Genomic DNA, 26,420 nt, shown 5'->3' on the forward strand with positions numbered 1-26,420 from the left:
CAGCCACGGGACCGGCACCGCCGACGCTTAAAGCGACATGGATTTCGTGATCGTGACGGAGGCGGGGCTGACCGATGACATCGCGGCGCTCTGGCGGGATACGCTTTCCGATCTCGGTCAGCTCGTTCTCTGGCGCGACCGCTCCGTCGCGCCGACGCTCATCAACGCCATCCTCGCACCCGACATTCGGATCGACGCGCTGGTCCTGCAACCGGCGCAGCTTGGTCGGCACACGCAAGACGGCGTGCAGGTCCTGCTTGATCGCGACGCGCTCTACGACACGCTTCCGCCAAGCCCGCCTGCGCCGCAGCGCGATGTCCGCCGCCATGCCTACCAGTTCGAGGAGTTCATCCGCGTTCTCGCCCTCCTCCCCCTCGTTGTGGGGCGGCAGGAATTCATCAATGGCGTCACCGGGCTCACACACCTGCGCCGTTACTTGATCGACCTTCTGATCGCGGAGGCGGGCGTGCCCTTTGGCGGTGGCGCGCTGGTTCTGAACCCGCGCCTGACACAGGCGCAGCAAAGGCTTCTGACCGGTCTGCCGCCCCTGGTCCCGACACGCGACGGCGTCATCAAAGCGCATCGCGCCTACGCCGCCGCCTACCTGCCCCGCGCGCGGGCCTTCGCGAAGGCCGAAGGCATCGACTGGCCCGCGGCGTTCGAAGACGCCACGCTTACCAATCTCGAACAGACGCTCGGGCTGAAGATCTACTGATCCCCCTCACCCTGCTGCGCCAGTGACAGCGGTTCCTTGAAGGTCAGGGTGCGATAGGGGAACGGGATCTCGATACCCGCATCGTCGAGCGCGCGTTTCACGGCGGCCACGATCTCATCGCGGGATTGGCGCACGTCCACCGGCTTCGATCCGGTCCACCACGTCACTTCGAAATCAATGGAGGAGGAGTTGAATTCCCGCGCGAAAATCTGGATCGGCTTCTCCCCCACCACGCTCTTGCAGCCCTCGACCGCCTTGGCGATCACGTCGCGCGACGCATCAACATCCTCGCCATAGGCGACGCCGCAGATCACCGTGACCCGGCGCACTTCCTGATCTGTGCGGATGGTCAGCGGGTTCTTGAACAGCATGGCGTTCGGCACGATCACCAATTGCCCATCTGTCTGGCGGATATGGCTTTCACGGATGGCGATCTTCTTCACCTCGCCCTCGATCCCCTCGCATTCGATATGATCCCCGATCCGCATCTTGCGCCGCGACAGGATGATGATCCCGGCCAGGAAATTCTCGAACACGTCCTTGAAGGCGAACCCGATGGCGACCGATCCGATGCCAAGCCCCGCAAGGATGCTCGACGGCGTCAGGTTCGGGAACACGATCACGGCAGCAATCATCAGCCCCATGACCCAGACAAAGATGCCCGCGAACAGCTCGAACAATTCCTTGAGGCTCGGGCGCAGCTTCGATCCCGACATGACGCGCGACAGCAGCGCCTGCACCCCCCTCGCAATGCCCCAGGTCAGCAGAAGCACGACAACAGCGACGGCAAGCTGCGGCAGCATTTCGATCGACGCGCGGGCAATGTCGCGCAATTGCTGCAACAGAATGTTCACGGGTTCCATGGGCGGGTCTCTCCTGTCCTTCGCAAGGCAACGCAAAGGACCGGGTTTGGTTCACCGCCGCCGCGCGGATAGCGGACGGTTCGCCTAGGACAGATCGCGGTTGGGCATGCGCAATCGCCACACCAGGCCCCGCGCGGGATAGGACACGTCGACGGATCCGTTCACCGCACCGGCAACCAGATCGGTCAGAACCGTGGTCCCGAATCCGGCATGGGATGGCGCCGTGACCGAGGGCCCGCCAACCTCCGTCCATGTCACTTCGAACGTGGCTTCGTCGTCTTCGGACGGCCCTGCATTCAGGATGATCTGACCGTCCGACGATGAAAGCGCACCGTATTTGACCGCATTGGTCGCCAGTTCGTGGAACGCCATGCCGATCGCCTGCGCCTGCGCTGCGTCCAACTTGGCGCTGCCTCCTTCCAGCCGAAGCCGGGACCCGTGCGGATCGACGAAGCCCGATAGCTGCGCAATGGCCAGTTGCTTCAGGTCGGCGTGCCGCCACGCATCCTCGGACAGCGCATCGGAATTCCGCGCCAATCCCTCCAACCGTTGCAGAAGGCGCTCCTCGAATGTCTCGGAAGGGCCGGATCGCAATGTGCGCCGGACCAGACCCTGCACAACGGACAGAAGGTTGCGGGACCGGTGGGTCAGCTCCCGCATCAGGAAGGTGTTATGCGCCAGCGCGGCCTTATGCTCCGAAATGTCCATGATCGCGACGAGGCCCCGGACCGGTCTCTGGCCATCCGGTCCGTCTTCGAACGAGACCTGTTTGCGCGCGCTCACCCACACGACGTCACCGTTGCCGTGCAGAACCCGGTGCTGCACGTCGATGAAATCGTCCTTGTCCGGGTCCAGCAGGATATCGACCTGGTAGTCGATCTTCGCGCGATCCTCGGGATGAATGCGGGCATGCAGGTCACCACGCGGACTCGCCTCCTCCGCCGGCAGGTCGAACAAGGCCGCGGCGCGCGCATCCAGCGTGATCGTGTCGTCGATATAATCCACACGGCCCAGCCCAAGACCGGCGACCTTGACGGCGATCAGATATTGTTCCTTCAGCGCGGATGTCATTTCACTCATCGCACAATTCGGCCTTCGCGCAGGAAAATCAGTCATTTCGACCGGTTTGACGGGGCAAGCTAATGCGGAACCGGTGGTCCGTACAATAAAATACCTTAAACGCATCGCGTGCCAAGACCGCCCCTTGCCCGGCACCCAAACCACGCCTAAACCATCCCGGCTGTATACAGGCCGGGGAGGGTGCCATGACCGCGAAAACAATCGTCAACAGCTGGAATGAATGGGACCCTTTGCGCCACGTCATCGTAGGCCGCGCCGACGATTGCCACATTCCACCGGAGGAGCCCGCGCTCGACGCGAAGGTGCCGGAAGACAGCGACATGCGCGGCCAATGGGGACGGCGCCCACAGGACACCATCGACCGCGCGAATGAGCTTCTCGATAATTTCGCATCGCTCCTCGAAAAGCGCGGCATCCGCGTCGATCGCCCCACGCCCATCGACCATTCCAAACCCGCGACCACACCGGATTTCCACACCGACAGCCAGTTCGGCTGCATGCCGCCCCGCGACGTCCTGCTGACCGTCGGCTCCGAGATCCTCGAAGCCACGATGTCCTACCGTTGCCGCTGGTTCGAATACCTCAACTATCGCCCCCTGATGCAAAAATACTGGGACGAAGACCCCAACTTCCGGCACGAGGCCGCGCCCAAGCCCCGTCTCACCGACGCCGACTACCACCCCGATTACCTGTCCGACAAAATCGGCGTCGAAAAGCGCCTGCAATGGGCGGCTGAGAAGTTCTTCGTCACGACGGAGGAGGAGCCGCTCTTCGACGCCGCCGATGTCCTGCGCTTCGGCCGGGACCTCGTGGTGCAGCACGGCTTCACCACCAACCTCAAGGGCATCGAATGGCTTGCCCGCCATTTCCCCGATCACCGCGTCCATGCGGTGAACTTCCCCGGCGACCCCTACCCGATCCATATCGACGCGACCTTCACGCCGCTCCGCCCCGGCCTGATCCTCAACAATCCGCAACGCCGCCTCCCTGACGATCAACGCGCCCTCTTCGAAAAGAACGATTGGGAAATCGTCGACGCCGCCCAACCGGCCCACAACGCGCCCCCGCCGCTCTGCTATTCCTCCACCTGGCTTTCCATGAACGTCCTTGTCCTCGACCCAAAAACCGTCTGCGTCGAAGCGTCCGAGGTCTACCAGATGGAACAGATGGACAAACTCGGGATGGAGGTCATCCCCGTTAACCTCCGCGACGCCTACGCCTTCGGTGGCGGGCTCCACTGCTGCACGGCGGACGTCTATCGCGAAGGTGGACTGGAGGATTATTTTCCGGTGCAGTAGCCTAAGCCACATGACCGATATCGCCCTTGGCACTTTAGAAAGCGTGGACCTCCGCGCGGCTTGGCAAACCGAAGCTGCAGACTTCACGCCCTGGCTCGCCGAAGAGGCCAATCTCAAGGCGCTCGGCGATACTCTGTCGCTCGATCTGGAATTAGAGGCGCAAGAGAAATCCGTGGGCCCCTTCCGTGCGGACATTCTTTGCAAAGAGATTGGGTCAGACACGTGGGTCCTAATTGAAAATCAGCTTGAGCGCACAGATCATACGCATCTGGGGCAATTGCTTACCTATGCCAGCGGGCTGAAGGCCGTCACTATTATCTGGATTGCCGCGAAATTCACCGAGGAACATCGCGCCACACTCGATTGGCTCAACACGATCACCGATGCAAGCTTCCGCTTCTTCGGCATCGAGGTCGAACTTTGGCGCATTGCCGCATCGCCCGTGGCACCGAAATTCAACATCGTTGCCAAACCCAACAATTGGTCCCGCGCCGTGGCCCGTGCGGCGACCGCGATTGACGAGGATGCGCTGTCGGATGTGCGGCAAACCCAACTCGCCTATTGGGAGGCCTTGAATACCACTTTGTCCGCAAGCCCTGGTCCTGTTGCCGGGACCCGCAAGGCTAGGCCGCGCGGCTGGATAAACTACTCCGTCGGGCGCACGAACTTCGGGCTAGGTGCGGTCATGCTTCGCCAGCGAAACGCCATCCGTGCCGAAGTCTATATCCGTGGCCCCGATGCCAAATCCTATCTGGCCATCTTGCGTGAAGACGCGCCACACATCCAAGCCGAACTCGGCTTCCCCCTCACCTACGATCCGCTTCCTGATAGGCAAGACGCCCGCATCTACACTCTCCGTGAAAATACCGACCCCGAGGACCGCTCAGACTGGCCCAGTCAACACGAATGGCTAGCGGACAAGCTCAACCAGTTGCACCGCGCTTTCGCCCCGCGCATCCGCGCGCTTGATCTTGCGGACATGACGGACGACAGCGCCTAATCCATCCCCCGCCACAGGTTCACCTTCGTCCCCGAATGATCCACGGGCCCGAAAGCCTCAAGCTCCAGCCCCGTGGCCTTCGCCAACCCTCCATCGCTCGTCACAAGCCCCACGCGCCAACCACCAAAGCGATCGGCCAGCACCGACCCCAGCGCGCCATACAATCCAAACAACAGCTTCCGGTCCCCGATCCGTCCGCCATAGGGCGGGTTCACCAGCACCAGCCCCGGCGCCACGCCATTGGGCGGCACCAAGTCACTCACCGCCGCCCGCTCGAACGCGACCACCTCTTCCACGCCCGCCCGCTCCGCATTTCCGCGCGCGCCGCGAATGGCCCCGTCGTTCCGGTCAAACCCGAAGAACCGCACGCCGCCGATTTGCGCGACCCTGTCTTCCATGTGCTCCAAATATCCCCGCCGGAGGCTCCCGCCGCGGGCCATACGCTCGAACGCAAATGATCGTGAGCGCCCGGGGACCAGCCCGGCGGCAATCTCCGCCGCTTCAAGCACGAACGTCCCCGACCCGCACATCGGGTCCACGACCGCTTGGCTCCCGTCAAAGCCCATGACGCGCAGGAACCCGGCTGCCATAGTCTCCCGCAACGGCGCCTTTCCCACGAACTCCTTGTGGCCCCGCCGGTGCAGCGCCTCCCCGGTCGTGTCGACGGAAATCGTGCACAGATCATCGTCGATCCGCACCTTCACGACGATTTCGGCCTCCCTGGACACCGCGATCCCGGCCGCCTCCAGCCCGCCGGCAACCCGCTGCACCGCCGCCTTGTTGACGTAGATTCTCGAGCGTCGGCACGTGGCCTCCACGCGCACCGGCTCATCCGCGCTCAGGACCGCCCGCCAATCCACCTTCCTGGCCCGTTTGTCGAGTTGCGCCAGATGCATCGCCCGGAATTCCGCGATCCTCAGCAACACGCGCACCGCGCAGCGCAGATGCATGTTCGCCCGCGCCGCCTCGGCCAGATCACCCTGCGCTTCCACACCGCCCGCCACACGACGCAGGCCTTCAAAACCCAGGGCGCGCGCCTCGTCCTCCAACGGTCCTTCCAGGCCGGGCACCGCCACAAGGAACATCCCGCTCACGGTCGCGCCCCGACAATGGGCAACGCCGCAATCGGCTCCAGTTTCAGGAACGCCGCCACCTCGCGGCTCGGCATCGGATCTCTGAGAACCACTTCCATCTCCAATGCCCCGAATTTCAAATCCGTGCCGATCTCTCGCAATCCGGCGCTGTCCCCAAGCTCCAGCAACAGCGCCGCGCCCAAACCCGCGCGCACCATTTCCCGCGCGGTGGTCTTCGTGGTCACGGCGATAACACAATCAAAGGTCACGGTAACGTCCGCGTCGCCCCGTGACATGTCGGTTCCGGTGATGATCGGGCGACTTTGGGCTGTGCCGATCAGGGGGCATCGCATCCGGTATCCCGTTCCCTGCCATTCCGGCGCGACCCCGTCCGCCGCGATCAGGCAGCGGACACGCGGGCCCGCGCCCTCCGCCACCCATGACGTGCGGATCGCTAGGTCCACATCACTGTTATGGAGCGAGATAACGCCGTCGCTTTCCTCCACCCGCAAATCCACCTTCGGATGACGCGCCCGGAACGTCTGCAGGATCGGCGGCGCCCAATGGGTCGCCAGCTCGACCGGCAGGGTCAGGGTCAATCGCCCGGTCAACGGACGATCTTCCGCGCCTTCCTCCAATGCCTCAAGCGCCAGGGCTACGATTCCAACCGCCTTTCCCCGGACGCGATGGCCTGCATCGGTCAGCTGGAAAGACCGCGTCGTACGCACGGCGAGCGACACGCCCAGTTCCGCTTCCAGCTCCGCCAGGGCAGCCGACACGACGGGGACGGATAACCGCAATCGCTCCGCCGCAGCGCGGATGGAGCCTGCATCTGCGATCACCGCGAAATACGCCATGCGCCGCAGGAATTGATAAGACGGTAGCCGGTCCAATTGTTCGTCTTTTCCGAAGGCTTGCTTTGTTTCTTTTGTTCTACACGAAAAATGGACCCCGCGCCAATCTCTCCAGACATCGCAACATCATCCGAAAGGGATCAAGATGACCGGATTGAAACCCACGCTCGCCGCCGCCACCCTCGCCGTGGCCGCCCTCACCGCGCCGGTGCTGGCCGACGGCCATGGCCTCGCCGTGGTCGAACGCTTCTACACTGAGCTTCTGACCGACCCCGCCGCGACAACCCCCGACATGGTACGGGAGGTCGTGGCGGAGGATTGGGTCACGACCCCCACCCCCCTCGGCGGCCCGGGGGCGGAGGGCTTCGCCAACACCATGGCCGCCTTCGGTCAGATCATCCCCGACCTGGAATGGGAGGCGGTTGAAATCCTGCAATCCGGCGAACGCTACATCGTCCGGGGCCGCGCCACCGGCACCCCGGTCGCACCCTTCTTCGGCATCGACCCGCCCACCGGCAACAGCTTCGACATCATGTCCATCGACATCCACCGCGTCGAAGACGGCCTGATCGTGGAAAGCTACCACGTGGAGGAATGGGCCACCGCGATCCAGCAACTGACGGCGGAGTAACCGCCACCGCCCCTTGCACGTCCCAACACCTTCGGGCCAAGGTCCGAAGCGTCACGTGCAAGGGGTCCATCCATGGTCGACATCGCCACCCGCGTCTGGAACCACAAATGGAAGATCGACCCGATCGTCCGGTCCCTCATCGATACCGATTTCTACAAGCTGCTGATGTGCCAGTCCGTCTTCCGCAACAAGCCGGACACCCAGGTCACGTTCTCCCTCATCAACCGCTCCACACACATCCCGCTTGCCGACCTGATCGACGAAGGCGAATTGCGTGAACAACTCGACCATATCCGCACCCTCCGCCTCACAAGGGGCGAGTCCACCTGGATGCGCGGCAACACCTTCTACGGCAAACGCCAGATGTTTTCGCCTGCCTTCATGGAATGGTTCGAGAATTTACAACTCCCCCCCTACCACCTCGACCGTGTCGGCGATCAATATGAGCTGACCTTCGAAGGCGCCTGGCCCGAGGTCATGCTTTGGGAAATTCCCGCCCTCTCCATCCTCATGGAACTCCGCGGCCGGGCCGTCCTCAACCGCATGGGCAAATTCGAACTGCAAGTCCTCTACGCCCGCGCCATGACCAAGCTCTGGGAAAAGATCGAACGCCTGCAACAGACCCCCGACCTGCGCATCGCCGATTTCGGCACAAGACGCCGCCACTCCTTCCTCTGGCAGGATTGGGCCGTCCAGGCCATGCGCGAGGGCCTGGGCGACAGCTTCGCGGGCACCTCCAACTGCCTCATCGCCAAGAACCGCGATCTGGAGGCCATCGGCACCAACGCCCACGAACTCCCCATGGTCTACGCCGCCCTCGCCCCCGACGACGCCGCGCTGGCCAACGCCCCCTATGACGTGCTGAGCGATTGGCACGAGGAACACGACGGCAACCTCCGCATCATCCTGCCCGACACCTACGGCACCGAAGGCTTCCTCGAAAACGCCCCCGACTGGCTCGCTGGCTGGACCGGCATCCGCATCGACTCCGGCGACCCCGCCACAGCCGCCGAGACCGCGATTGATTGGTGGAAGAGCCGCGGCGAAGACCCCCGCGAGAAGCTGGTGATCTTCTCCGACGGGCTGGACGTCGACAAGATCGAGACCCTCCACAAACAATTCTCCGGCCGCGTCCGCGTCAGCTTCGGCTGGGGCACCCTGCTCACGAACGACTTCCGAGGGTTGGTGGACAACGACGCCTTGGCCCCGTTCTCCCTGGTCTGCAAAGCCGTGGCTGCAAACGGGAAGGCAACGGTCAAATTGAGCGACAACCCCGAGAAAGCCATGGGGCCGGGGGCAGAGATCGAGCGCTACAAGCGAGTCTTTGGGGTGGGTGAGCAGGAACGGGTGGAGGTGGTGGTTTAAGCAGGAAGCGGCCACCGAGTTAGCACCCAATCTGAAAGCCTTTCGGCACGATCCCTCAAAGCCTCCGGAGTCCAATCTTCATATTCAGCCGCGAACTCCCGGACGTGTTTATACATCGAATCCTCCGCGTAAACCGCGCGCTTCTTTTTGTATTCAAGGTTGCCAATACCAGGATTCATTGATGGACTTAGTGGTAGTAGATTGGCCAAAGTGTGAGTAAGTGACTTTCGGTCTTCAGGTGAGAACCCGACATATGTTCCCGCTTTAACTTTTTGCGGTAACACATGTTCGATCACAATATCGCCGGGCGGCACATCACCACCAGATGCTCTATTGAGTTCCGCCAGAACGTAGTTGGTGATTTTCGCCGTGTAGACGGGGCGTTCAATCACCGCATTATGCACAGCAGTATCATCCGGCCAAAAAATCGTTGGGGAAGTTCGCACCAGTTGCGATAAAGCATCGGCACTCCTACCGCCATCGGAATTCTTCCAAAGGTCCTTAAAAAGCGCGTGCAAGCCCGTTGGCTCAACACCACAAAGCGCACGTCTTACCAGGAAACCTTCAGTGAAATCAAAAATTTCTGCAGCCTCGTCTTGAGAAATCTCATCGAGCTGAGCACTACGATAAGCACTCATCAAAAATGGCAAAGCAGAGGAGGGTAGTCGAAAACGAGATGGGCGGGAAATACAGTTCTTCAGCCGTCCATCGAAACTGTGCAGTTCCGTTCCCGTAACAATGTCCATAAACGCCGGTTGCCAATGGGCAAGGCGCTCGACAACCTGCTCTGGGGAGGTCGAAGTCTGCCACTCTTTTTGCAACTTGTTAAATACTTCACTCTTTTTTGTGGAAGGATCAGAAATAAGACCGTACGGAAAAAAGAAGCTATCGAAAAGATTCTTTCCCGAACGATCATCCTGGAATCTACCATAAAATGGAGTCCAAATATCATCATGAAGTTTTTCGACTTCAACAGGCGACCTTGACGCTGATTTCTGAAAAATTGCGTTCTTTACAAGATCTCCAATTGTCATTGGCTTTTGCTTCGAATTCAGTCGATCGAAAATTATTGGACCAGAAGTTGGGTCGATAACATCGATTTGAACTACTGGGAGACCACTAAGCAATGCAGATAAGAAGCGCTCTAGACCATCGTCTAACGAGTTTTCATACTTGTTTTGAATTGCCACCAAGGCGCGGTCATAGTTTTTCTTAACAGTTTGGTTCGGAGCTAACGCTGATGTTGAGAGAGGATGAAATTCTCTTATTTGGCTCACATCTTCAACAGTATTTACAATCGATGCTCGCGTACTTTCAATTACATCATTCATCGACTTTCGATCAAGCTGTGAGGATTGTATTTTTGCATTTGACTTCTCGAGATATTTCTCGGTATGAATTATGTATTTATGGAATAGTTTTCGAGCTTCGTCACCGTCTCCTCTGCGCGAAAGGAGAGTGATAACAGCGCACAAAGTGATAAAAATGGAAGTCATTCTCTGCTGACCATCCACAATTTCATATGCGTTTGGATCGGATGGCTTAGAAGGTTGTTGCGCAATAATAATCGCACCACAAAAATGACTGTCGACCTCGGCGTCTGCAACCCTTTCGATGTCGTCGATCAGTCCCTCTATTTCAGGTTTGGCCCATTTGTAGGGTCGTTGAAAGTAAGGGATGACATAGATGTTACCCGCTCCAATTACTTGATCAAACGAAGTCTCGCCGGTGTTGTGCGTGATTTTTGACATATCGGTGTCCTAGATTCGTGTCTTTGATATGTTGGAACACTTTGTCGCTCAGAAAAAGCGTTTCACACCATTTTGCTAGGTCGGCACGTTGGCTTTCGCTAGCCCACGGAGGGCGGGTGCAACCCAAAAGCCCCAATCCGCAACTTCCAGGATGACGCGCTACACCCCCGCTCAATCCTCCCCCACAGACCCCCGCAACGCCTTCACCTCACCGCGGCGTTTCTTCGCCTCCACCCGCTTCCGCTTCTGGTTCAGCGACACCCGCGTCGGCCTCCGCTTTTTCGGCGCTACCAGCGCCCGCCGGATCAGCTCCGCCAACCGCTCCCGCGCGATCTCTCTATTCCGCGCCTGGGACCGCTCCTCCGAGACCTGCAAGAGCACTGCCCCGTCCTTCGTCCATCGCCGCCCGGCGATCCGGCGCAGCCGCCCCTTCACCGCGTCGCTCAACGCCGGTGACCGCGCCGCCTCGAACCGCAGTTCGACCGCGCTCGCCACCTTGTTCACATTCTGCCCGCCCGGCCCGGAGGCGCGCACGAACTGCTCCGTGATCTCCCAGTCCTCGATGCTGATCTGGTCCGTGATGCGAAGCATGGCCCTCTCGTCCCGCGTCTATACCGGTTCTATACCAAGACTATACCGGTCCTATATCCTCGAATTCGCACGAAAAAGGGCCGCCTTGCGGCGACCCTTTCGAAAGTTCAGGAGGTGGGATCGGTTAGGATATACCACCTTGGGATGGGCGGTGCGCCCAAGGGTCTGCCCTAGAGGCGCGCCTCCCAAGTTGTCCCGTCACACGTCTCCAATACCTTTCTAGACACTGGATCACCTCCTTTCGCTTGGTTGCTGTTGAGGTGATGCTGCCACAGATTTTGTGGATGTCAAAAGAAATTACACAAGCACTGGCGAAATTTTCCGTGTGATGAGGCGGAAGGGGATCAAGGCGATCAATGCGAGTGCAAGTTTCACCCCCCAATCCGCAATGGCCAGAGACACCCAAAGCGGCGCCTCGGGGCCCATGCCGAGGATCGGGAGGATCTCATTCGCCCAGGCTACATCGCCCGGCAGAAGACTTGTCAGAGCGCCCGAGAACGCGATGAAGAAGAAGAGCGCCGTGTCAACGGACGATCCGATTAAGCTAGATATAACAGGCGCTTGCCACCATTTCCCCTGCCGCAAGCGATCAAAAATCGCCACGTCGAGAAGTTGCGCCGTCAGGAACGCGATGCCGGACCCAAGCGCGATGCGCAACGTGACCAGCGGTCCGAATTCGCCCATGATCTGCGTCCCGATGAGGGAGCAGGCAACGCCCACCAGGAAGCCGACGAAGACGACGCGCCGCGCAACGCCCGCGCCGTAGACACGGTTCATCACGTCCGTCACCAAGAACGCCAGCGGATAGGTGAACGCGCCCCAGGTCAGCCATTGGCCGAACAGGAATTGCACGAGGATGTTGGAGGCGACGACAATGGCCGCCATGGCAAGAATGCCGGGCAGGATACGCATGGGTTTCATTCCGTTTTTACAAGGTGGTCGGAGACTTGGCCCAAGAAGGGCAGGCGCGCCGGATACGCCCATGGTCGTGCCCCGTCAACCCTCGTGGCGGTCATACATGAGGGTGCGCTGGCACACCTCCCGGTCCACCGGTTCGAACCCCATGGATTGGTAAAGGCGCAGGGCGGCGGGATGATCCAGGGTGCAGGTATTGACCGTCATCTTCTCCACCCCGTCCCGCGCCCATCCCGTGGCGATGGCTGTCTGCAGAAGCGGACGGCCGAGCCCGCTGCCCACGGCCTGCGGCACCAGCCCGAAATACGCAAGGTCGCATTCCCCCGGCTCGGACCAATCGAGCATGTAGAACCCGGCGGGCCAGCCGTTCCGGATCGCCGTCCAGATCACCACATCCGGATGGCGCACGAAGTCCTGCAGGGCTTGCGGATCGGTCTCCGCCTGGATGAAACGGTCCTGCCATTCATATTCCTGACCCACGGCCTCGTAGAGCGACAGGAAGTACCAGACAGGCGGATCAATCGCGCGCTCCAGCCGGACATCGCCGGGCAGTTGCGCGGGGGCAATATCGGGACGTTCGGGCATTTCGAGATAGGTGATGGTGTAGTCGACCTTGGTGCCCGCAGGGACCACGTTCATCCGGTTTCGACCTTCAACTGCTCGAACTGACCCCACTCGGCCCAGGACCCGTCGTAGAGCGAGACATCCTCCTGCCCCAACCGCATCAGGCCGAGCATCAGGATCGCCGCCGTCACGCCGGAGCCGCAGGTGGTGATGATACGCTTGTCGAGGTCCACGCCGCCCGCCTCGAACGCGGCGCGCAGGGCGTCGCCCTCTTTCATCGTACCGTCCTCGTTGAACAGCGTGGCATAGTGGACGTTTCTGGAATTCGGAATGCGCCCCGCGCGCAGGTTCGCGCGCGCCTCGGGCTCCTCGCCGCGGAAACGGGCGGGGCTGCGGGCGTCGACGATCTGCCAATCCCCCAGCTTGGAGGCGGAGGCGACCTGCGTGACGTCCTTCACCAGATGGGCCTGACGCTGCACGGTCATGTGCCGGTCACGGATGATCGGCGGCATGTCCTCGACCGGGCGACCTTCGGCCTGCCACTTGGGAAAGCCGCCATTCAGAACCGCCACGTCACTCTTGCCCATCAAGCGGAAATTCCACCAGACGCGCGCGGCAGAAAACAGGCCCATCCCGTCATAGACCACGACCTGGTGGCCATCGCCCACGCCCATGGCGCGCATGCGGGACATGAACTTTTCAACCGGGGCGACCATGTGGGGCAGGTCCGAACGGCGGTCGGAAATCTCGTCGATGTCGAAAAAACGCGCGCCGGGGATATGGGCCGCGTCATACTCCGCTTTCGCGTCTCGTCCCATTTCCGCAAGGTAATAGGACGCGTCGATGATTCGCAGATCGGGGTCGTTGAGATGTGCGGCCAGCCACTCGGTCGAGACCAGTGTTTGCGGATCGTCCCCGGTGATGACCTTACCCATGTCCGGCTCCCGTTTGCGGATATGCGATCTGTCCTACGCCGCGCCCCAAGGCCACGCAAGTCTTCGCACACGCGCGGATGCGGTGTCGTCATGAAGGAAAGATCCACCCAGGAGGTCGGCAGGCTCAGCCGTTTTGCTTCAGCAGCCGCTGTTTCTGCCGGTTCCAGTCGCGCTTGGCCGACGTCTCTCGCTTGTCCTGCGCCTTCTTGCCTTTCGCGACGCCGATCCTCAGCTTCACGAAGCCCTTGTGGTTGAAATACATCACCAGCGGGACGAGCGTCATGCCCTGCCGCTGCGTGGCGTTCCAAAGGCGCGACACCTCCCTTTTGGAAGCCAGCAATTTGCGGCGGCGCTTTTCCTCGTGTCCGAAGGTCTTGGCCTGGATGTAGGGGGCGATGTAGGAATTCACGAGCCACAATTCGCCGTCATCCACCTCGGCATAGCTTTCGGCGATGTTCGACTGGCCCTGACGCAGGCTTTTCACCTCCGAACCTTCCAGGACAATCCCGACCTCCAAATCGCTTTCGATCGCGTAATCGAAGCGGGCACGCCGGTTTTCGGCGATGACCTTGTAGTTTGGAGTGTCAGTCGGTTTGGCCATGGTTTCGCCTATCTAGGCACTCCATCGCCCCGAGTCCACGGGCCCTGGATCGGATCAGTTCATGAGGCCCGCATGGCGCAGTCCGGCGTCGACCTTGGCCTTGGTCTCATCGCTCAGGCCAATCAGCGGCAGGCGCACCTCGTCCGAACACAGGCCAAGCGCGGACATCCCGTACTTCGCGCCGCAGAGACCCGGTTCGGTGAAGATCGCATCGTGAAGCGGCATCAGCCGATCCTGGTATTCAAGGGCGGCCTTGTAATCACCCGCGCGGGTCGCAGCCTGCATCTCGGCACATAGCCGCGGCGCGACATTGGCGGTGACGCTGATACAGCCATGGCCGCCGCCCGCATTGAACGCCACGGCCGTCGCGTCCTCCCCGGACAATTGGATGAAATCTATGCCGCAGGTGATCCGGGTCTTGGGAACGCGCGACAGGTCCGCCGTTGCATCCTTCACGCCGACGATATTGGGCAGTTTCGCCAAGTGCCCCATCGTCTCAGGCGTCATGTCGATCACGGACCGGGGCGGGATGTTATAGATGAGGATCGGAATACCGACCGCGTTCAATGCCTCGTAATGGGCGATCAGCCCGCGCTGGGTGGGCTTGTTGTAATAGGGCGTCACCACAAGCGCCGCGTCCGCGCCGACATCCTTGGCGTGCTGGACGAAGCGCAACGCCTCTGCCGTGTTGTTGGACCCGGCGCCCGCGATGACCGGGATACGGCCGGCTGCAACCTGGACCACGGTTTCGATGACCGCCTCGTGTTCCTCGTGGCTCAGCGTCGGGCTTTCGCCAGTGGTCCCGACGGGCGCCAACCCGTTGGAGCCTTCCGCGATATGCCATTCTACCAGCCGTTTCAGCGCGTCGAAATCCACAGCACCATGGGTCAACGGCGTGACGAGGGCGGGGATCGAACCATGAAACATCGGCCAGTCCTTTCGAGGCGCAATCAGTGGCAGGGTCCTGCCCCAATACCCGGCGGCTTGCCGATTGCCAAGTTCGTGAGTTGCGTCTGTGCCCATCTGCCCTATCCTGTCCTGCGGGGGCTTTGATGGAAGGGAGACGCCGCGGATATGCGACGCCTGATACTTGTGACCTGCCTCAGCACCCTGATCTCGGGGGCCGCCGTTCATGCACAAACCGATGCCGTGGCGCTGAACCGCGCGCTGAACGCGTACAATGCCGGGGATCTGGCCGGCGGGTCGGAAGCCGCGCAGCAGTTGGACGATCCCGTGGCGCTAGACCTTCTGGCCTGGACGCGCCTGCGTCGGGGGGAAGGGGATTTCGGCGAATACATCTCTTTCCTCGACCGCAATCCCGACTGGCCCGGCCTGCCATATCTGCGACGCCAGGGGGAGCCGTCGATCCCCGAAGGCGGTGATCCGCAAAACGTGCTCGACTACTTCAACGATGATCTGCCCCAGACCGGTGCGGGCGCGCTGGCGCTGGCCCGGGCGCTGGAGGAAACCGGGGATCGCGCCACCGCCGAGGCGATCGTCATCTACGCCTGGACCAATCTGGTGATGATCGGAACCGACGCGCAGGCGCTGAACCGTGCCTATGGCGATATCCTCACACAGGACCATCATATCGCGCGGCTGGATCACCTTCTTTGGGAGAATGCAGAGGATCGTGCGCGGGCCATGTTCGGCCTCGTCCCCGAAGGGTGGGCGGCCCTGGCCGAGGCGCGCCTGACGCTCCGCGCGCGGGGGCCGAACGTGAACGGCCTGATCGACGCGGTCCCAGCAGAGCTTCAAGATGATCCGGGCCTTGCCTATGAGAGGTTCATCTGGCGGGTGCGCGAAGGGCTTTGGGACACGGCAGGGGAATTGCTGCAGGCCCGATCCGTATCTGCCGAGAGCCTTGGACGCCCCGCCGAATGGGGCCGCCGCCGCGCGGATCTTGCCCGTGACGTGATGCGCGAAGGCGACCACGCCACATGCTACGATTATGCCGCGAACCACCGTATCGATCCTGTCGATGATTACCTGCGTTTTGCGGATCTGGAATGGCTGGCCGGGTATTGCGCCCTGCAACTTGGCCGGGCGGAGGTCGCCGTCGGACATTTCCAGGATTTTCGGGAAGTGGTCTTTTCCCCGATCTCGGTCGGGCGGGCGGGCTACTGGCTCGGGCGCGCGCATGAGGCGGCGGGCAATGCCGACCGGGCGGCAGAGGCGTATTCCCTTGGCGCGCAGTACCAATCCAGCTTCTACGGTCAACTTGCCCAGGAACGGGGCGGCCTGCCGGTCGATGCAGCGTTCCTCGGCGACCGGGATTACGGCGAATGGGAAACCGCCAGTTTCGTGGACCTGCCCGTCTTCCACGCCGCGATGCTTCTTTACGAGGCCGGGCAACGCAATCTGGCGGAGCGGTTCTTCACCCACATCACCGAACGTCTGGATGAACGGGAAGCCGGGCTGATGGGTGATCTGATGCTGGAACTGGACGAGCCGCACTTCGCCCTGCTCGTCGCGAAGCGCGCCGCGCAATCCGGCCACCAGATCATCCGCGCCTATTACCCCCTTGCGGACTTGGAGGATGTGGAGCTGCCGATCCCGCGCGCCCTTGCCCTGTCCATCGCGCGGCGCGAAAGCGAGTTCGACCCGGTCGTCGTGTCGGGCGCCGGGGCCATCGGCCTGATGCAGGTTATGCCGGGCACGGGGCGGGATTCCGCGGGCGATCTGGGCATCGACTTCTCCCTCTCCCGGCTCAGCAATGATCCGGCCTACAACGTGCTCCTCGGCTCCAACTACATTCGCGGGTTGATCGAGGCCTATGACGGCAACCCGGTTCTGGTCGCCGTCGGCTACAATGCCGGGCCCGGGCGCGTGCGTCAGTGGCTGGAACGGTTCGGCGATCCGCGCCGCGCCGATGACGTGATCGACTGGATCGAGGACGTGCCGTTTTCCGAGACACGCAATTACATCATGCGCGTGATCGAGAGCTTGCCGATCTACGAGGCGCAATTGACCGGTGAATTGCCGACAATCGGCATGAGCGAGCGATTGGTGCAGTAATCCCGTCGCGATGTGTTACGGTCTTCGGATCGGCGACGGGAAGTTGGAAGGTTAGCGCGACATCATGGATTGGTCTGTCTTCGCCTTATTCCTGTGCGCGTGCGGCGCAGCCGCGGCCACGGGATCCCTGTTTCCGCCGGGGGAGTGGTATCGCGCCCTGAACAAGCCCAGTTGGACACCACCCGATTGGCTGTTCCCGATTGCCTGGACAACCCTCTACATCGCGTCGGCCTATGCGGCCACGCGCATCGCGGTGCGCGACGACAATGCCCATGCGATGGCGTTCTGGGCGCTGCAAATCGCGCTGAACGCACTTTGGACGCCGGTCTTCTTCGGGTTGCAACGGATACGCGGCGGGATGGTCGCGCTGGTGTTCCTCTGGCTGGCCGTGTTCGGGACGATGCTGTCCTTCTTTGCCCATGACGCCCTGGCCGGATGGCTGATGGTGCCGTACGTGGTGTGGGTCACGGTGGCGGGCGCGCTGAACCTGTCGGTCTGGCGCCTGAACCCGGAAGAGGCTGCCGGACAGGCTTAGGTCCGGCGATTCCCCCCCGAAGCCGCCCCAAGCTCGGCGACCGCATCCGCCCGACCCCAGAATATTTCAGCCAAACGCCGGAATTCTCACGGCACCGAGACCGGGGGCTCACGCATCCGTGGGCTCCGTGCGTTTCGAGCGGGTTGTGTGCACATGCGCACCAATATTACCGGATTCTCGCGCTTCCGTGTCTGGATTGAGAGCGCCACCCCCCGCATATTCATTCCATCGACGAGCCACAGAGGTTCGCCAGAGAGACACACCAAACCAGGGGCCACCAAAACACACGGCCCCAACACACTCAAAAGGATAGAGAAAATGAAAAAGATCGCACTCATCGCCGCCGTTGCCGCCACCGTCGCCGCTCCGGCCTTCGCCCAATCCGCCGCTTCCATCTTCGCGTTCGACCACTTCAACCAATCCGCCGAAAGCACCTCTGACCTGCGCTTCGCACCGTCGGGTGAGAACACCTCCCGCGTGGCATCGACCGGCGCGCTCGGCACCGCGTTCGACGTCGTCAACGCGTCCCAGGACACGCCCTCCGACCTGCGCGGCCTGAACGGCGCGACGCTCGTCAACGGCACCCCCGCCCACGGCGCCGACATCTTCGACCGCCTGCGCGCCGCATCGCTCGAAGACGAGTGATCGCCACCAGATAGAGCTTCCCGCTCTCTCTCCGGATGCCCCTCGCCATAGTGGCGGGGGGTGTCTGCGTTGGGGGGGAATACGAAAAAGGGCGCCCGGTTGGACGCCCTTTTCAATTCGGTTCGGGGAAAGGTCAGGTCAGGGACCGCTCGACCTCTTCCCGTTCGAAGATTTCGATCACGTCATCGGGGCGGATGTCTTCGTAATTCTCGAAGGCCATGCCGCATTCCTGACCGGACTGAACCTCTTTCACTTCATCCTTGAAGCGTTTGAGGGTCTTCAGCGTCCCTTCGTGGATCACGACGTCGTCGCGCAGCAGACGCACCCCGGCGGAGCGGCGCGCCACCCCTTCGGTGACCAGACACCCGGCCACGTTGCCCACACCGGAGACCTTGAAGACCTCCTTGATGGTGGCGTAGCCGATGAAGTTCTCGCGGATCTCCGCGCCCAGAAGGCCCGATGCGGCGGCTTTTACGTCATCCACAAGATCGTAGATCACGGAGTAATACCGGATTTCCACGCCCTTCTGGTTGGCGCTGTTGCGCGCGGGCGCGTTGGCCCGGACATTGAAGCCGATGACCGGGGTGCCGGACGCTTCGGCCAGGCCGATATCCGATTCCGTGATCGCGCCCACACCGTAATGCAGGACCCGCACGCGCACCTCGTCATTGCCGATCTTCTCAAGCGCCTGGACAATCGCTTCGGCGGAGCCCTGGACGTCCGCTTTCACCACGATCTGCAACTCCGCCACGTTCTCATCGGCCTTGGCGTTGGCCAGAAGCTGATCGAGCGTGGTTGCAGCACCGGCAGCGGCGCGTTTGTCCTTGGCGGCCTGCTCACGGTATTCCGCGATTTCGCGCGCCTGGGCTTCGGTTTCGACGACATTGAGGACGTCACCGGCCTCCGGCGTGCCGTTCAGGCCGAGCACCTCGACCGGAACCGAGGGACCGGCTTCCTGTACGCGGTCGCCCTGGTCGTTGACCAAGGCACGAACCTTGCCCCATTGCTCGCCCACGACGAAGATATCGCCCTGCTTGAGCGTGCCGTTTTCCACCAGCACGGTTGCGACGGGGCCCCGGCCCACATCCAGCTGCGCCTCGATCACGGCGCCTTGGGCGGCGCGTTTCGGATTGGCCTTGAGTTCCAGCAATTCCGCCTGAAGCGCGATGGCCTCCAACAATTCCGGCAAGCCATCGCCGGTCATGGCGGAGACTTCGACATCCTGCACTTCGCCCGACATCGCTTCCACGATCACCTCGTGTTGCAGCAGGTCGGTCCGGACTTTCTGGGGATCCGCGGCGGGGCGGTCGATCTTGTTGATCGCCACGATCATCGGCACATCGGCCGCCTTGGCGTGGGCAATCGCCTCCACCGTCTGGGGCATGACCGCGTCATCGGCTGCAACCACCAGGACCACAATATCCGTCACCTGCGCGCCCCGGGCCCGCATGGAGGTGAAAGCCGCGTGGCCGGGCGTGTCGAGGAAGGACAGAACCGCGCCGGATTCCGTCGTCACCTGGTAAGCGCCGATATGCTGGGTGATGCCACCGGCTTCGCCGGACACGACATTCGCCTGGCGGATCTTGTCCAGAAGCGAGGTCTTGCCGTGGTCGACATGGCCCATGATCGTGATGACCGGGGGACGCGGAACCAGATCTTCCGGCGCATCCTCGACCGCGGCGATCACGTCCTCCACGTCGGCATCCGACACACGCTGCACGCGGTGGCCGAATTCCTCCACGATCAGTTCCGCCGTATCGGCGTCGATCGGCTGGTTCTGGGTGATCATCATACCGTTGTTCATCAACGCCTTCACGACGTCGGCGACCCGTTCGGACATGCGGTTGGCCAGTTCGGAGACGATGATCGTCTCGGGCACCTGCACGTCGCGGATGACCTTTTCGCGGTCCACGGGGCCGCCCATCGCCTTCTGGCGCTGGCGTTCCTGCTTGCGCTTCATGGCCGCCATGGAGCGCTGACGCCCGCCCTCGCCACCGGACATCGCCTGGTTGACGGTCAGCTTGCCGGAGCGGCGTCCGCCACCGTCATTGGCACGGCCACGCTCATTGCGCTTGTTATCCCGTTCGGGCTCGCGCCGCGACGGGGCGGCCTTGCCACCTCCGCGCGGACCTGCGGCGGCCGGTGCGGCAGCGGCGGTCGGGTCAACGGCTTCGGGCGGCGGTGCGTTGCGGCGTGCCTCATCCTCGGCCTTGCGGCGTTCGTCTTCTTCGGCCTTGGCTTTCAGCGCCTCTTCACGCTCGCGCTCTTCGCGTTCCTTGGCCTCGGCCTCGGCACGGCGGCGATTGCGTTCTTCTTCACGCTCGCGTTCGGCCTTCACACGTTCTTCGGCCTCTTCGACCTCGCGTGCCTTGGCGTTCTGCAACGCCTTCAGGCGACGCTCCATCTCCGCGTCGGGGACCGACTTGTCCCGTTTGCCGCCTTCGGCGTTTTGCGCAGCCGCCGAAGGGGCGCCGGGTTTCGGCACCATCACGCGTTTCCGCTTGGTCTCTACCACCACGGACTTCGTCCGCCCGCGCGAGAAGCTCTGGTTCACGCGGCCTGATCGTGCCCCACCCGAGAGGCCAAGGGGTTTCTTTCCGTCCTGATCGCTCATGCGTTCCGTTCGTCCTTCCCGGTGGTCTGGCCACCGTCTGCTACACGCAGTCCCTGGAGTTTCGCGGCCCCCTCTACAACACGGGGGGCGAGTCCACCAGCGGCAAGCGCGCCATGTATCACACTTTGGCGACCGAATGCCAAACCCAATTCCTGGGCGGTGAGAATGCCAAAATATCGGGCCCCTTCCGGGGTCCACAGTTTCGATTTTCCGCGCTCAGACCCGTCAGAGGCCTGAAGCAGCACGCCAACCTGTTTCGTGGCGAGCCAGTCTTTCACTTTCTCGAACCCGGCAACCGCGTGGCCGCCCTTGCGGGCCATCGCGATCAGGTCGGTGACGCGGCGGGCCAGGGCGGCTTCGACCCGGTCCACCAGATCCTCGGGCACCTGCACCGGTTGCTTGGCCGCGCGGGAGAAGAGGTTTTTCTTCACCGCACGTTCAAGCGCCGCGCGATCCGCGCTGACCCAGATACCGCGGCCCGGCAACCGTTCCAGGATATCCGGCGCGATTTGCCCGTCAGGTGCCACCACGAACCGGATCAGCCCCCGTTTGGGGGTCACCTCGCCCGTGGCGATGCACTTGCGTTCGGGACCGTCGCTTCGGTCCTTATGTCGGCCACCGCGGCTCATGGGCGCGCGCCGGGCAAGAGGGCGTTAGCCCTCCACCCGCTCCTCGCTTGCGGCTTCGGCTTCCGCCGCGGCCTGCGCCTCAAGCTCCTCGATCGTGACCCAGCCCAATTGCAGGCGGGCCGTCATGACCATGTTCTGCGCTTCCTCAAGCGACACGTCGAAGGGTTCCAGAAGGCCGTCATCCTTGATCCGCTCACCGCCTTCGGTCGTCCAACCGCCGGCAAGCTCCCAATCGGCGCAGGTGCCGAAATCGTCCAGCGTCTTCACGCCATCTTCGCCCAAGGCCACCAACATTTGGGGCGTGAGGCCCTCAAATTCAATGAGGCTATCCTCAACGCCAAGCTCACGCGCCTTCTCCAGCGCCTTCTTGTTCTGCTCTTCGAGGTAGTCGCGGGCGCGGGCCTGAAGCTCGTTGGCGGTATCCTCGTCCACGCCGTCTATGACCAGAAGCTCGTCCACTTCGACATAGGCGACCTCTTCCAGCGCGGTGAAGCCCTCAGACACCAGAAGCTGCGCGAAGAATTCGTCGAGGTCGAGCGTTTCCATGAACAGGCCCGTGCGCTCTTCGAACTCGGCCTGACGACGCTTGGATTCCTCCTCCTCCGTCAGGATGTCGATGTCGAGGTTCGTCAATTGGGAGGCCAGACGCACGTTCTGACCGCGACGGCCGATGGCAAGCGAAAGCTGCTCATCCGGGACCACGACTTCGATCTTTCCGGCGTCCTCGTCGAGAACCACCTTGGAGACTTCGGCGGGCTGAAGCGCGTTCACCAGGAACGTCGGCGCGTCCTCGTTCCACGGGATGATGTCGATCTTCTCCCCCTGCAACTCGTTCACGACCGCCTGCACGCGAGAGCCGCGCATACCCACGCAGGCACCAACGGGGTCGATGCCGTTGTCGTAGGAGATGACGGCGATTTTGGCGCGGGAGCCGGGATCGCGGGCGACGGCCTTGATCTCGATGATGCCGTCATAGATCTCCGGCACTTCCATCTTGAACAGCTCACGCATGAATTCGGGCGCCGTGCGCGACAGGAAGATCTGGTGGCCTCGGTTTTCGCGGCGCACATCTTTGATGTAGCAGCGGATGCGGTCGCCGTTGCGATAGGCTTCGCGACCAATCTTCTCGTTCCGGCGCAGTTGTGCCTCGCCCGAGCCCACGTCGACGATGACGTTGCCGTATTCCTCGCGCTTGACGACGCCGTTAATGATTTCGCCCACGCGGTCCTTGAATTCTTCGAATTGGCGATCCCGCTCGGCCTCGCGCACCTTTTGCAAGATGACCTGCTTGGCCGATTGCGCGGCGATCCGGCCCATTTCCACGGGCGGCACCTCGTCGGCGATCATGTCGCCCAGTTCGGGGGCCACGTTCTGATCCACGCCTTCGGTCAGGATGCGGTCGTTCTCGGTCGGCGCGCGCAGTACGAATCGCTTGACGTCGCGGGTTTCGACCAGCTCGCCCTCTTCGTCATAGATGTGGGACTTGGCGTTGAAGACGACGACATCGGGACGCTCCGCCGCGATCAGGGCGGTCGCCTCGTCGGGCAGCATCTCCGCCTTGTCGTTCTCCAGCATTTCCGGATCGGTCACGGTGCGCACACGGGTGAAGGTGGCGCGGCCCGTCTTGCGGTCGATGGAAACGCGGATGTCCAGCTCGGACCCGTAGCGGGACTTCGCGGCCCGGGCGAGGCTTTCTTCCATCGCTTCCACGACCAGTGACGGGTCGATCATCTTCTCGCGCGCCACCGCTTCCGCGGTTTGCAGCAACTCCAGCTGGTTGGCTGATGTGATGGCCATGTTGTTAGTCCTCCGCCTTCGAGGTGTCTTCCTCGATCTCGTCAAATTGCGTTTCGTCGATGATGCCGGCGTCTTTTCGCTGCTTCAGCATCTCCTTGATCAACTCGTCGGTCAGGACCAGCTTCGCGTCGCTAAGCCAGTCGAAATTCAGACCGACCGTCCCTTCCTCGATATTCAGCAAGACATCGTCCCCGTCGACGCCGGCCAGCACGCCTTTGAAGCGGCGGCGGCCGTCGATCACGTCCGTCGTCTCGATCTTCGCCTCATAGCCCTCGAAGGTCTCGAAGTCCTTCAGGCGGGTCAGGGGCCGGTCGATGCCGGGGCTGGACACTTCCAGCGCATAGGCATCCTCAAGCGGGTCCTCGACATCCAGAACCACGGAGATCGCGTTCGAGATCTGCGCGCATTCATCCACCTCGATCCCGCCATCGGGACGTTCGGCCATGACCTGAAGCGTGTTCGTCTTGCCGCCCATCACGCGGATGCGCACCACTTCGAACCCGAGATTTTCGATCACGGGCACGAGTATTTCCGCCATGCGGCGGTCCATTGATGTCTTGGCAATCAGGTCTGACATAGATCCCTCTTTGCACGGCCCCAAAAACGAAAAAACGGGCCGTGCGGCCCGCTGAAAGTGTCGGTGGTGCGGTGGATCGTGACCCAGCCGCGCCGCTGTTGAGGGGGATATAGGGAGAATCGGGAGGCGGCGCAAGGCTCAGCCGCAATGCACGTCCCGGATCACGTCAGCGGCATCAACTTCGAAGTTCAGCCGGGCCGGATCCGGGGCGACATCGCGCTGGCTGTCGGGGTAGATCACGCGGAAGATCAGCGGCAGGTCAGCGCCGGTTTCCAATTGCACGAGCGTCTGCCCCAGAAAGCCGCGCCATTGCTTTGCATTGCAATCCCCATCATGGGCCCCGGCCGGCAGCGGGCAGGCAAACAGCATCGTAAGGAACAGGGCGCGTGTCATGGACCAAATGTCCGCCACGCGCCCCGCTGGCGCAAGGGAAGGGTCAGCCGCAATAGACGCGGTCGATGATGTAGTTCGCATTCGTGCTGACGTTCAGGCGCTGGGGCTGGAAGTCCAGCGTGCCATACGGATTGTCGGGGGTGAAGTAACGCGCGGCGATCCCGAACGACATCATGGAGCCGACGGGCTGTCCCACGAAGCCCTGGTACTGGTGGGCGCCGCAATCCTGACCCTGAACGGGAAGCACGGGCGCAGGGGTCCAACCACTGTCTCCGATCGGGTTGATCACCGGCGCACCCAAATTGGGCGTGCTGCCGGGGCCAAAGTTGCCGATGGTTTGTGCGCCAGAAACGGCGGGGGCGAGAGAAAGAAGAAGGGCGGCGGCAATAGCCGTGGTGCGAAGGGTCATTGTGAAATCTCCAAAATCCGAAATCTGGAAATGTCATGGCCCGCGGAACCCTGAAATACCACTCACGACCGCGTAGGGTAAGGAAAGCCTGCCATGTTGTGTCAGCCGCAACTGATGCGCGTGATCGTGGCGCCATCGTGCGATATGTTCATGCGCATCGGATTGTAGTCCGTCGTAACCACATCGCCCGGGCCGATCCGCCGCACACCCCCCGGGGCCGCGACGCCGCTGGCCGCGGCAAGGGGTTGGCCCACGAGGCCCTGCACGGCTTCGGCACCGCAGGCGTTCGGGTCGTCGAAGCCAGGACCAAATCCGGGCTCGATCGGCTGACACGCGGCGATCACGAACAAGACAGGCAAATACGCGAAACGGGTCATGCTATCCTCCGTTGCTTTGACGCCCAGATTGTCACAGTCTCCGATCAAAGCAAGTCTGCGGGAGGACTGGATAATATGCGAACACGCGCGGCAGTAGCACTTGAAGCGGGCAAACCGCTCGAGATCATGGACGTGAACCTGGACGGCCCCAAAGCCGGGGAGGTTCTGGTTGAAATCAAGGCCACCGGCATCTGCCACACCGACGAATTCACGCTATCGGGTGCCGACCCAGAGGGGCTGTTTCCCGCGATCCTGGGCCATGAGGGCGCGGGCGTCGTCCTGGAAGTCGGGCCCGGCGTGACCTCGCTTGAGCCAGGCGATCACGTGATCCCGCTTTACACCGCCGAGTGCCGGGAATGCGAATATTGCCTGCATCCCAAAACCAACCTGTGCCAGAAGGTCCGCGCGACCCAGGGCCAGGGGCTGATGCCCGACGGCACCTCGCGCTTCTCGATGCTCGATGGAACGCCGATCCTGCACTACATGGGCTGCTCGACGTTTTCGAACCACACGGTCCTGCCCGAGATCAGCCTCGCCAAGGTGCGCAAGGACGCCCCGTTCGACAAGATCTGCTACATCGGCTGCGGTGTGACCACCGGCATCGGTGCAGTGATCTACACCGCGAAGGTCGAGATCGGATCACGCGCAATCGTCTTCGGCCTCGGCGGCATCGGGTTGAACGTGATCCAAGGCCTCCGGCTTGCGGGCGCGGACCAGATCGTGGGCGTCGATCTGAACCCCGGCAAGGTGGAGATGGCAAAGCATTTCGGCATGACCGATTTCGTGAACCCGTCCGAGGTGAAAGGCGATCTGGTGGGTCATCTGGTCGAACTGACCGGCGGCGGTGCCGATTACACCTTCGATGCGACGGGGAATGTCGACGTGATGCGCGCTGCCCTGGAATCCGCGCACAAGGGATGGGGCGAGTCGATCATCATCGGCGTGGCCCCCGCCGGGGCGGAGATCAGCACACGGCCCTTCCAGCTTGTCACCGGTCGGTCGTGGCGCGGGACCGCGTTTGGCGGCGCACGGGGCCGGACGGATGTGCCGCAGATCGTGGATTGGTACATGGACGGCAAGATCGAGATCGACCCGATGATTACGCACACGCTGGCGCTTGACGATATCAACGAGGGCTTCGACCTAATGCATCGCGGGGAATCCATCCGGTCCGTTGTCGTCTACTAGGA

At 62.3% G+C, this 26,420-nt stretch carries 27 protein-coding genes; 9 read left to right on the forward strand and 18 right to left on the reverse strand.

Annotation, left to right across the window (positions count from 1 at the left end):
* The first annotated feature begins 37 nt into the window (after positions 1–37).
* Positions 38–715: a nucleotidyltransferase domain-containing protein gene (locus KUW62_RS16145; protein WP_224816491.1), complete on the forward strand. Its 678-nt coding sequence runs from the start codon at positions 38–40 to the stop codon at positions 713–715.
* On the opposite strand, the gene KUW62_RS16150 is transcribed toward KUW62_RS16145, so the two are convergent.
* On the reverse strand, positions 709–1,578 hold the full coding sequence (locus tag KUW62_RS16150) for a mechanosensitive ion channel family protein (RefSeq protein ID WP_224816492.1): 870 nt from the start codon (positions 1,576–1,578) through the stop codon (positions 709–711). The genes KUW62_RS16145 and KUW62_RS16150 overlap by 7 nt on opposite strands.
* A gap of 84 nt (positions 1,579–1,662) precedes the next feature.
* Positions 1,663–2,658 carry an HWE histidine kinase domain-containing protein gene (locus tag KUW62_RS16155; protein ID WP_224816493.1) on the reverse strand — a complete coding sequence of 332 codons (996 nt, stop codon included), beginning with the start codon at positions 2,656–2,658 and terminating at the stop codon, positions 1,663–1,665.
* A gap of 185 nt (positions 2,659–2,843) precedes the next feature.
* On the opposite strand from KUW62_RS16155, the gene KUW62_RS16160 reads away from it, so the two are divergent.
* Together KUW62_RS16160 and KUW62_RS16165 are read left to right on the forward strand one after the other, a co-directional pair.
* Entirely contained in the window at positions 2,844–3,956 is a 1,113-nt protein-coding gene (locus tag KUW62_RS16160; protein ID WP_224816494.1) for a serine/threonine protein kinase, read from the forward strand.
* 10 nt (positions 3,957–3,966) lie between these two features.
* Positions 3,967–4,956: a DUF4268 domain-containing protein gene (locus KUW62_RS16165; protein WP_224816495.1), complete on the forward strand. Its 990-nt coding sequence runs from the start codon at positions 3,967–3,969 to the stop codon at positions 4,954–4,956.
* Here KUW62_RS16165 and KUW62_RS16170 read toward each other — a convergent pair.
* Positions 4,953–6,041 (reverse strand): class I SAM-dependent RNA methyltransferase, encoded by a 1,089-nt coding sequence (locus KUW62_RS16170; protein WP_224817133.1) that lies wholly within the window; start codon positions 6,039–6,041, stop codon positions 4,953–4,955. The two genes, KUW62_RS16165 and KUW62_RS16170, sit on opposite strands and share 4 nt — an antisense overlap.
* 5 nt (positions 6,042–6,046) lie before the next feature.
* Positions 6,047–6,886, reverse strand: a complete 840-nt coding sequence (locus KUW62_RS16175) for a LysR family transcriptional regulator (protein ID WP_224816496.1) — start codon at positions 6,884–6,886, stop codon at positions 6,047–6,049.
* 142 nt (positions 6,887–7,028) lie between these two features.
* Here KUW62_RS16175 and KUW62_RS16180 point away from each other — a divergent pair, with 142 nt between their 5' ends.
* Together KUW62_RS16180 and pncB are read left to right on the forward strand one after the other, a co-directional pair.
* A complete protein-coding gene (locus KUW62_RS16180) occupies positions 7,029–7,514 on the forward strand; it encodes an ester cyclase (RefSeq protein ID WP_224816497.1) in 486 nt (161 codons plus the stop codon).
* A 72-nt stretch (positions 7,515–7,586) separates the two neighbouring features.
* Positions 7,587–8,879: a nicotinate phosphoribosyltransferase gene (gene pncB / locus KUW62_RS16185; protein ID WP_224816498.1), complete on the forward strand. Its 1,293-nt coding sequence runs from the start codon at positions 7,587–7,589 to the stop codon at positions 8,877–8,879.
* On the opposite strand, the gene KUW62_RS16190 is transcribed toward pncB, so the two are convergent.
* The 7 genes from KUW62_RS16190 to dapA all read right to left on the reverse strand — a co-directional run bounded on the left by KUW62_RS16190 (position 8,876) and on the right by dapA (position 15,163).
* Positions 8,876–10,630 (reverse strand): DUF262 domain-containing protein, encoded by a 1,755-nt coding sequence (locus KUW62_RS16190; RefSeq protein ID WP_224816499.1) that lies wholly within the window; start codon positions 10,628–10,630, stop codon positions 8,876–8,878. The two genes, pncB and KUW62_RS16190, sit on opposite strands and share 4 nt — an antisense overlap.
* A gap of 171 nt (positions 10,631–10,801) precedes the next feature.
* Positions 10,802–11,221, reverse strand: a complete 420-nt coding sequence (gene arfB, locus KUW62_RS16195; protein ID WP_224816500.1) for an alternative ribosome rescue aminoacyl-tRNA hydrolase ArfB — start codon at positions 11,219–11,221, stop codon at positions 10,802–10,804.
* Positions 11,222–11,518: 297 nt separating this feature from the next.
* The gene (locus KUW62_RS16200) at positions 11,519–12,142 is read right to left on the reverse strand and encodes a queuosine precursor transporter (protein ID WP_224816501.1); all 624 of its coding nucleotides are present in this window, start codon (positions 12,140–12,142) and stop codon (positions 11,519–11,521) included.
* Between the two features lie 75 nt (positions 12,143–12,217).
* Positions 12,218–12,775, reverse strand: a complete 558-nt coding sequence (locus KUW62_RS16205; protein ID WP_224816502.1) for a GNAT family N-acetyltransferase — start codon at positions 12,773–12,775, stop codon at positions 12,218–12,220.
* On the reverse strand, positions 12,772–13,635 hold the full coding sequence (gene sseA / locus KUW62_RS16210) for a 3-mercaptopyruvate sulfurtransferase (RefSeq protein ID WP_224816503.1): 864 nt from the start codon (positions 13,633–13,635) through the stop codon (positions 12,772–12,774). The genes KUW62_RS16205 and sseA overlap by 4 nt, the downstream gene beginning before the upstream one ends.
* A 124-nt stretch (positions 13,636–13,759) precedes the next feature.
* Complete coding sequence (gene smpB / locus KUW62_RS16215; protein WP_224816504.1) at positions 13,760–14,236, reverse strand: SsrA-binding protein SmpB; 477 nt, start codon at positions 14,234–14,236, stop codon at positions 13,760–13,762.
* 54 nt (positions 14,237–14,290) lie between these two features.
* Positions 14,291–15,163 carry a 4-hydroxy-tetrahydrodipicolinate synthase gene (dapA, locus tag KUW62_RS16220; RefSeq protein WP_224816505.1) on the reverse strand — a complete coding sequence of 291 codons (873 nt, stop codon included), beginning with the start codon at positions 15,161–15,163 and terminating at the stop codon, positions 14,291–14,293.
* A gap of 147 nt (positions 15,164–15,310) precedes the next feature.
* On the opposite strand from dapA, the gene KUW62_RS16225 reads away from it, so the two are divergent.
* The 3 genes from KUW62_RS16225 to KUW62_RS16235 all read left to right on the forward strand — a co-directional run bounded on the left by KUW62_RS16225 (position 15,311) and on the right by KUW62_RS16235 (position 18,434).
* Positions 15,311–17,254: a lytic transglycosylase domain-containing protein gene (locus KUW62_RS16225; protein ID WP_224816506.1), complete on the forward strand. Its 1,944-nt coding sequence runs from the start codon at positions 15,311–15,313 to the stop codon at positions 17,252–17,254.
* Between the two features lie 64 nt (positions 17,255–17,318).
* Positions 17,319–17,789, forward strand: coding sequence for a TspO/MBR family protein (locus KUW62_RS16230; RefSeq protein WP_224816507.1), 471 nt, complete (start codon positions 17,319–17,321; stop codon positions 17,787–17,789).
* A 318-nt stretch (positions 17,790–18,107) separates the two neighbouring features.
* Complete coding sequence (locus tag KUW62_RS16235) at positions 18,108–18,434, forward strand: hypothetical protein (protein ID WP_224814514.1); 327 nt, start codon at positions 18,108–18,110, stop codon at positions 18,432–18,434.
* Between the two features lie 133 nt (positions 18,435–18,567).
* Here the strand turns inward: KUW62_RS16235 and infB are convergent, their stop codons facing one another.
* The 7 genes from infB to KUW62_RS16270 all read right to left on the reverse strand — a co-directional run bounded on the left by infB (position 18,568) and on the right by KUW62_RS16270 (position 25,230).
* Positions 18,568–21,048 carry a translation initiation factor IF-2 gene (gene infB, locus KUW62_RS16240; protein ID WP_224816508.1) on the reverse strand — a complete coding sequence of 827 codons (2,481 nt, stop codon included), beginning with the start codon at positions 21,046–21,048 and terminating at the stop codon, positions 18,568–18,570.
* The gene (locus KUW62_RS16245) at positions 21,045–21,677 is read right to left on the reverse strand and encodes an RNA-binding protein (RefSeq protein WP_224816509.1); all 633 of its coding nucleotides are present in this window, start codon (positions 21,675–21,677) and stop codon (positions 21,045–21,047) included. The genes infB and KUW62_RS16245 overlap by 4 nt, the downstream gene beginning before the upstream one ends.
* Positions 21,678–21,701: 24 nt before the next feature.
* Positions 21,702–23,474, reverse strand: coding sequence for a transcription termination factor NusA (gene nusA, locus KUW62_RS16250; protein ID WP_224816510.1), 1,773 nt, complete (start codon positions 23,472–23,474; stop codon positions 21,702–21,704).
* Positions 23,475–23,478: 4 nt separating this feature from the next.
* Entirely contained in the window at positions 23,479–24,051 is a 573-nt protein-coding gene (gene rimP, locus KUW62_RS16255) for a ribosome maturation factor RimP (protein WP_224816511.1), read from the reverse strand.
* A gap of 138 nt (positions 24,052–24,189) precedes the next feature.
* Complete coding sequence (locus KUW62_RS16260) at positions 24,190–24,444, reverse strand: hypothetical protein (RefSeq protein ID WP_224816512.1); 255 nt, start codon at positions 24,442–24,444, stop codon at positions 24,190–24,192.
* 43 nt (positions 24,445–24,487) lie between these two features.
* Positions 24,488–24,853, reverse strand: a complete 366-nt coding sequence (locus KUW62_RS16265; RefSeq protein ID WP_224816513.1) for an I78 family peptidase inhibitor — start codon at positions 24,851–24,853, stop codon at positions 24,488–24,490.
* Between the two features lie 101 nt (positions 24,854–24,954).
* Positions 24,955–25,230 carry an I78 family peptidase inhibitor gene (locus KUW62_RS16270; protein WP_224816514.1) on the reverse strand — a complete coding sequence of 92 codons (276 nt, stop codon included), beginning with the start codon at positions 25,228–25,230 and terminating at the stop codon, positions 24,955–24,957.
* A 75-nt stretch (positions 25,231–25,305) separates the two neighbouring features.
* Here KUW62_RS16270 and KUW62_RS16275 point away from each other — a divergent pair, with 75 nt between their 5' ends.
* A complete protein-coding gene (locus tag KUW62_RS16275; protein WP_224816515.1) occupies positions 25,306–26,418 on the forward strand; it encodes an S-(hydroxymethyl)glutathione dehydrogenase/class III alcohol dehydrogenase in 1,113 nt (370 codons plus the stop codon).
* The last annotated feature ends 2 nt before the right edge of the window (positions 26,419–26,420 follow it).

Origin of the sequence: Hasllibacter sp. MH4015, from assembly GCF_020177575.1 — a bacterium.
Lineage (GTDB): Bacteria > Pseudomonadota > Alphaproteobacteria > Rhodobacterales > Rhodobacteraceae > Gymnodinialimonas.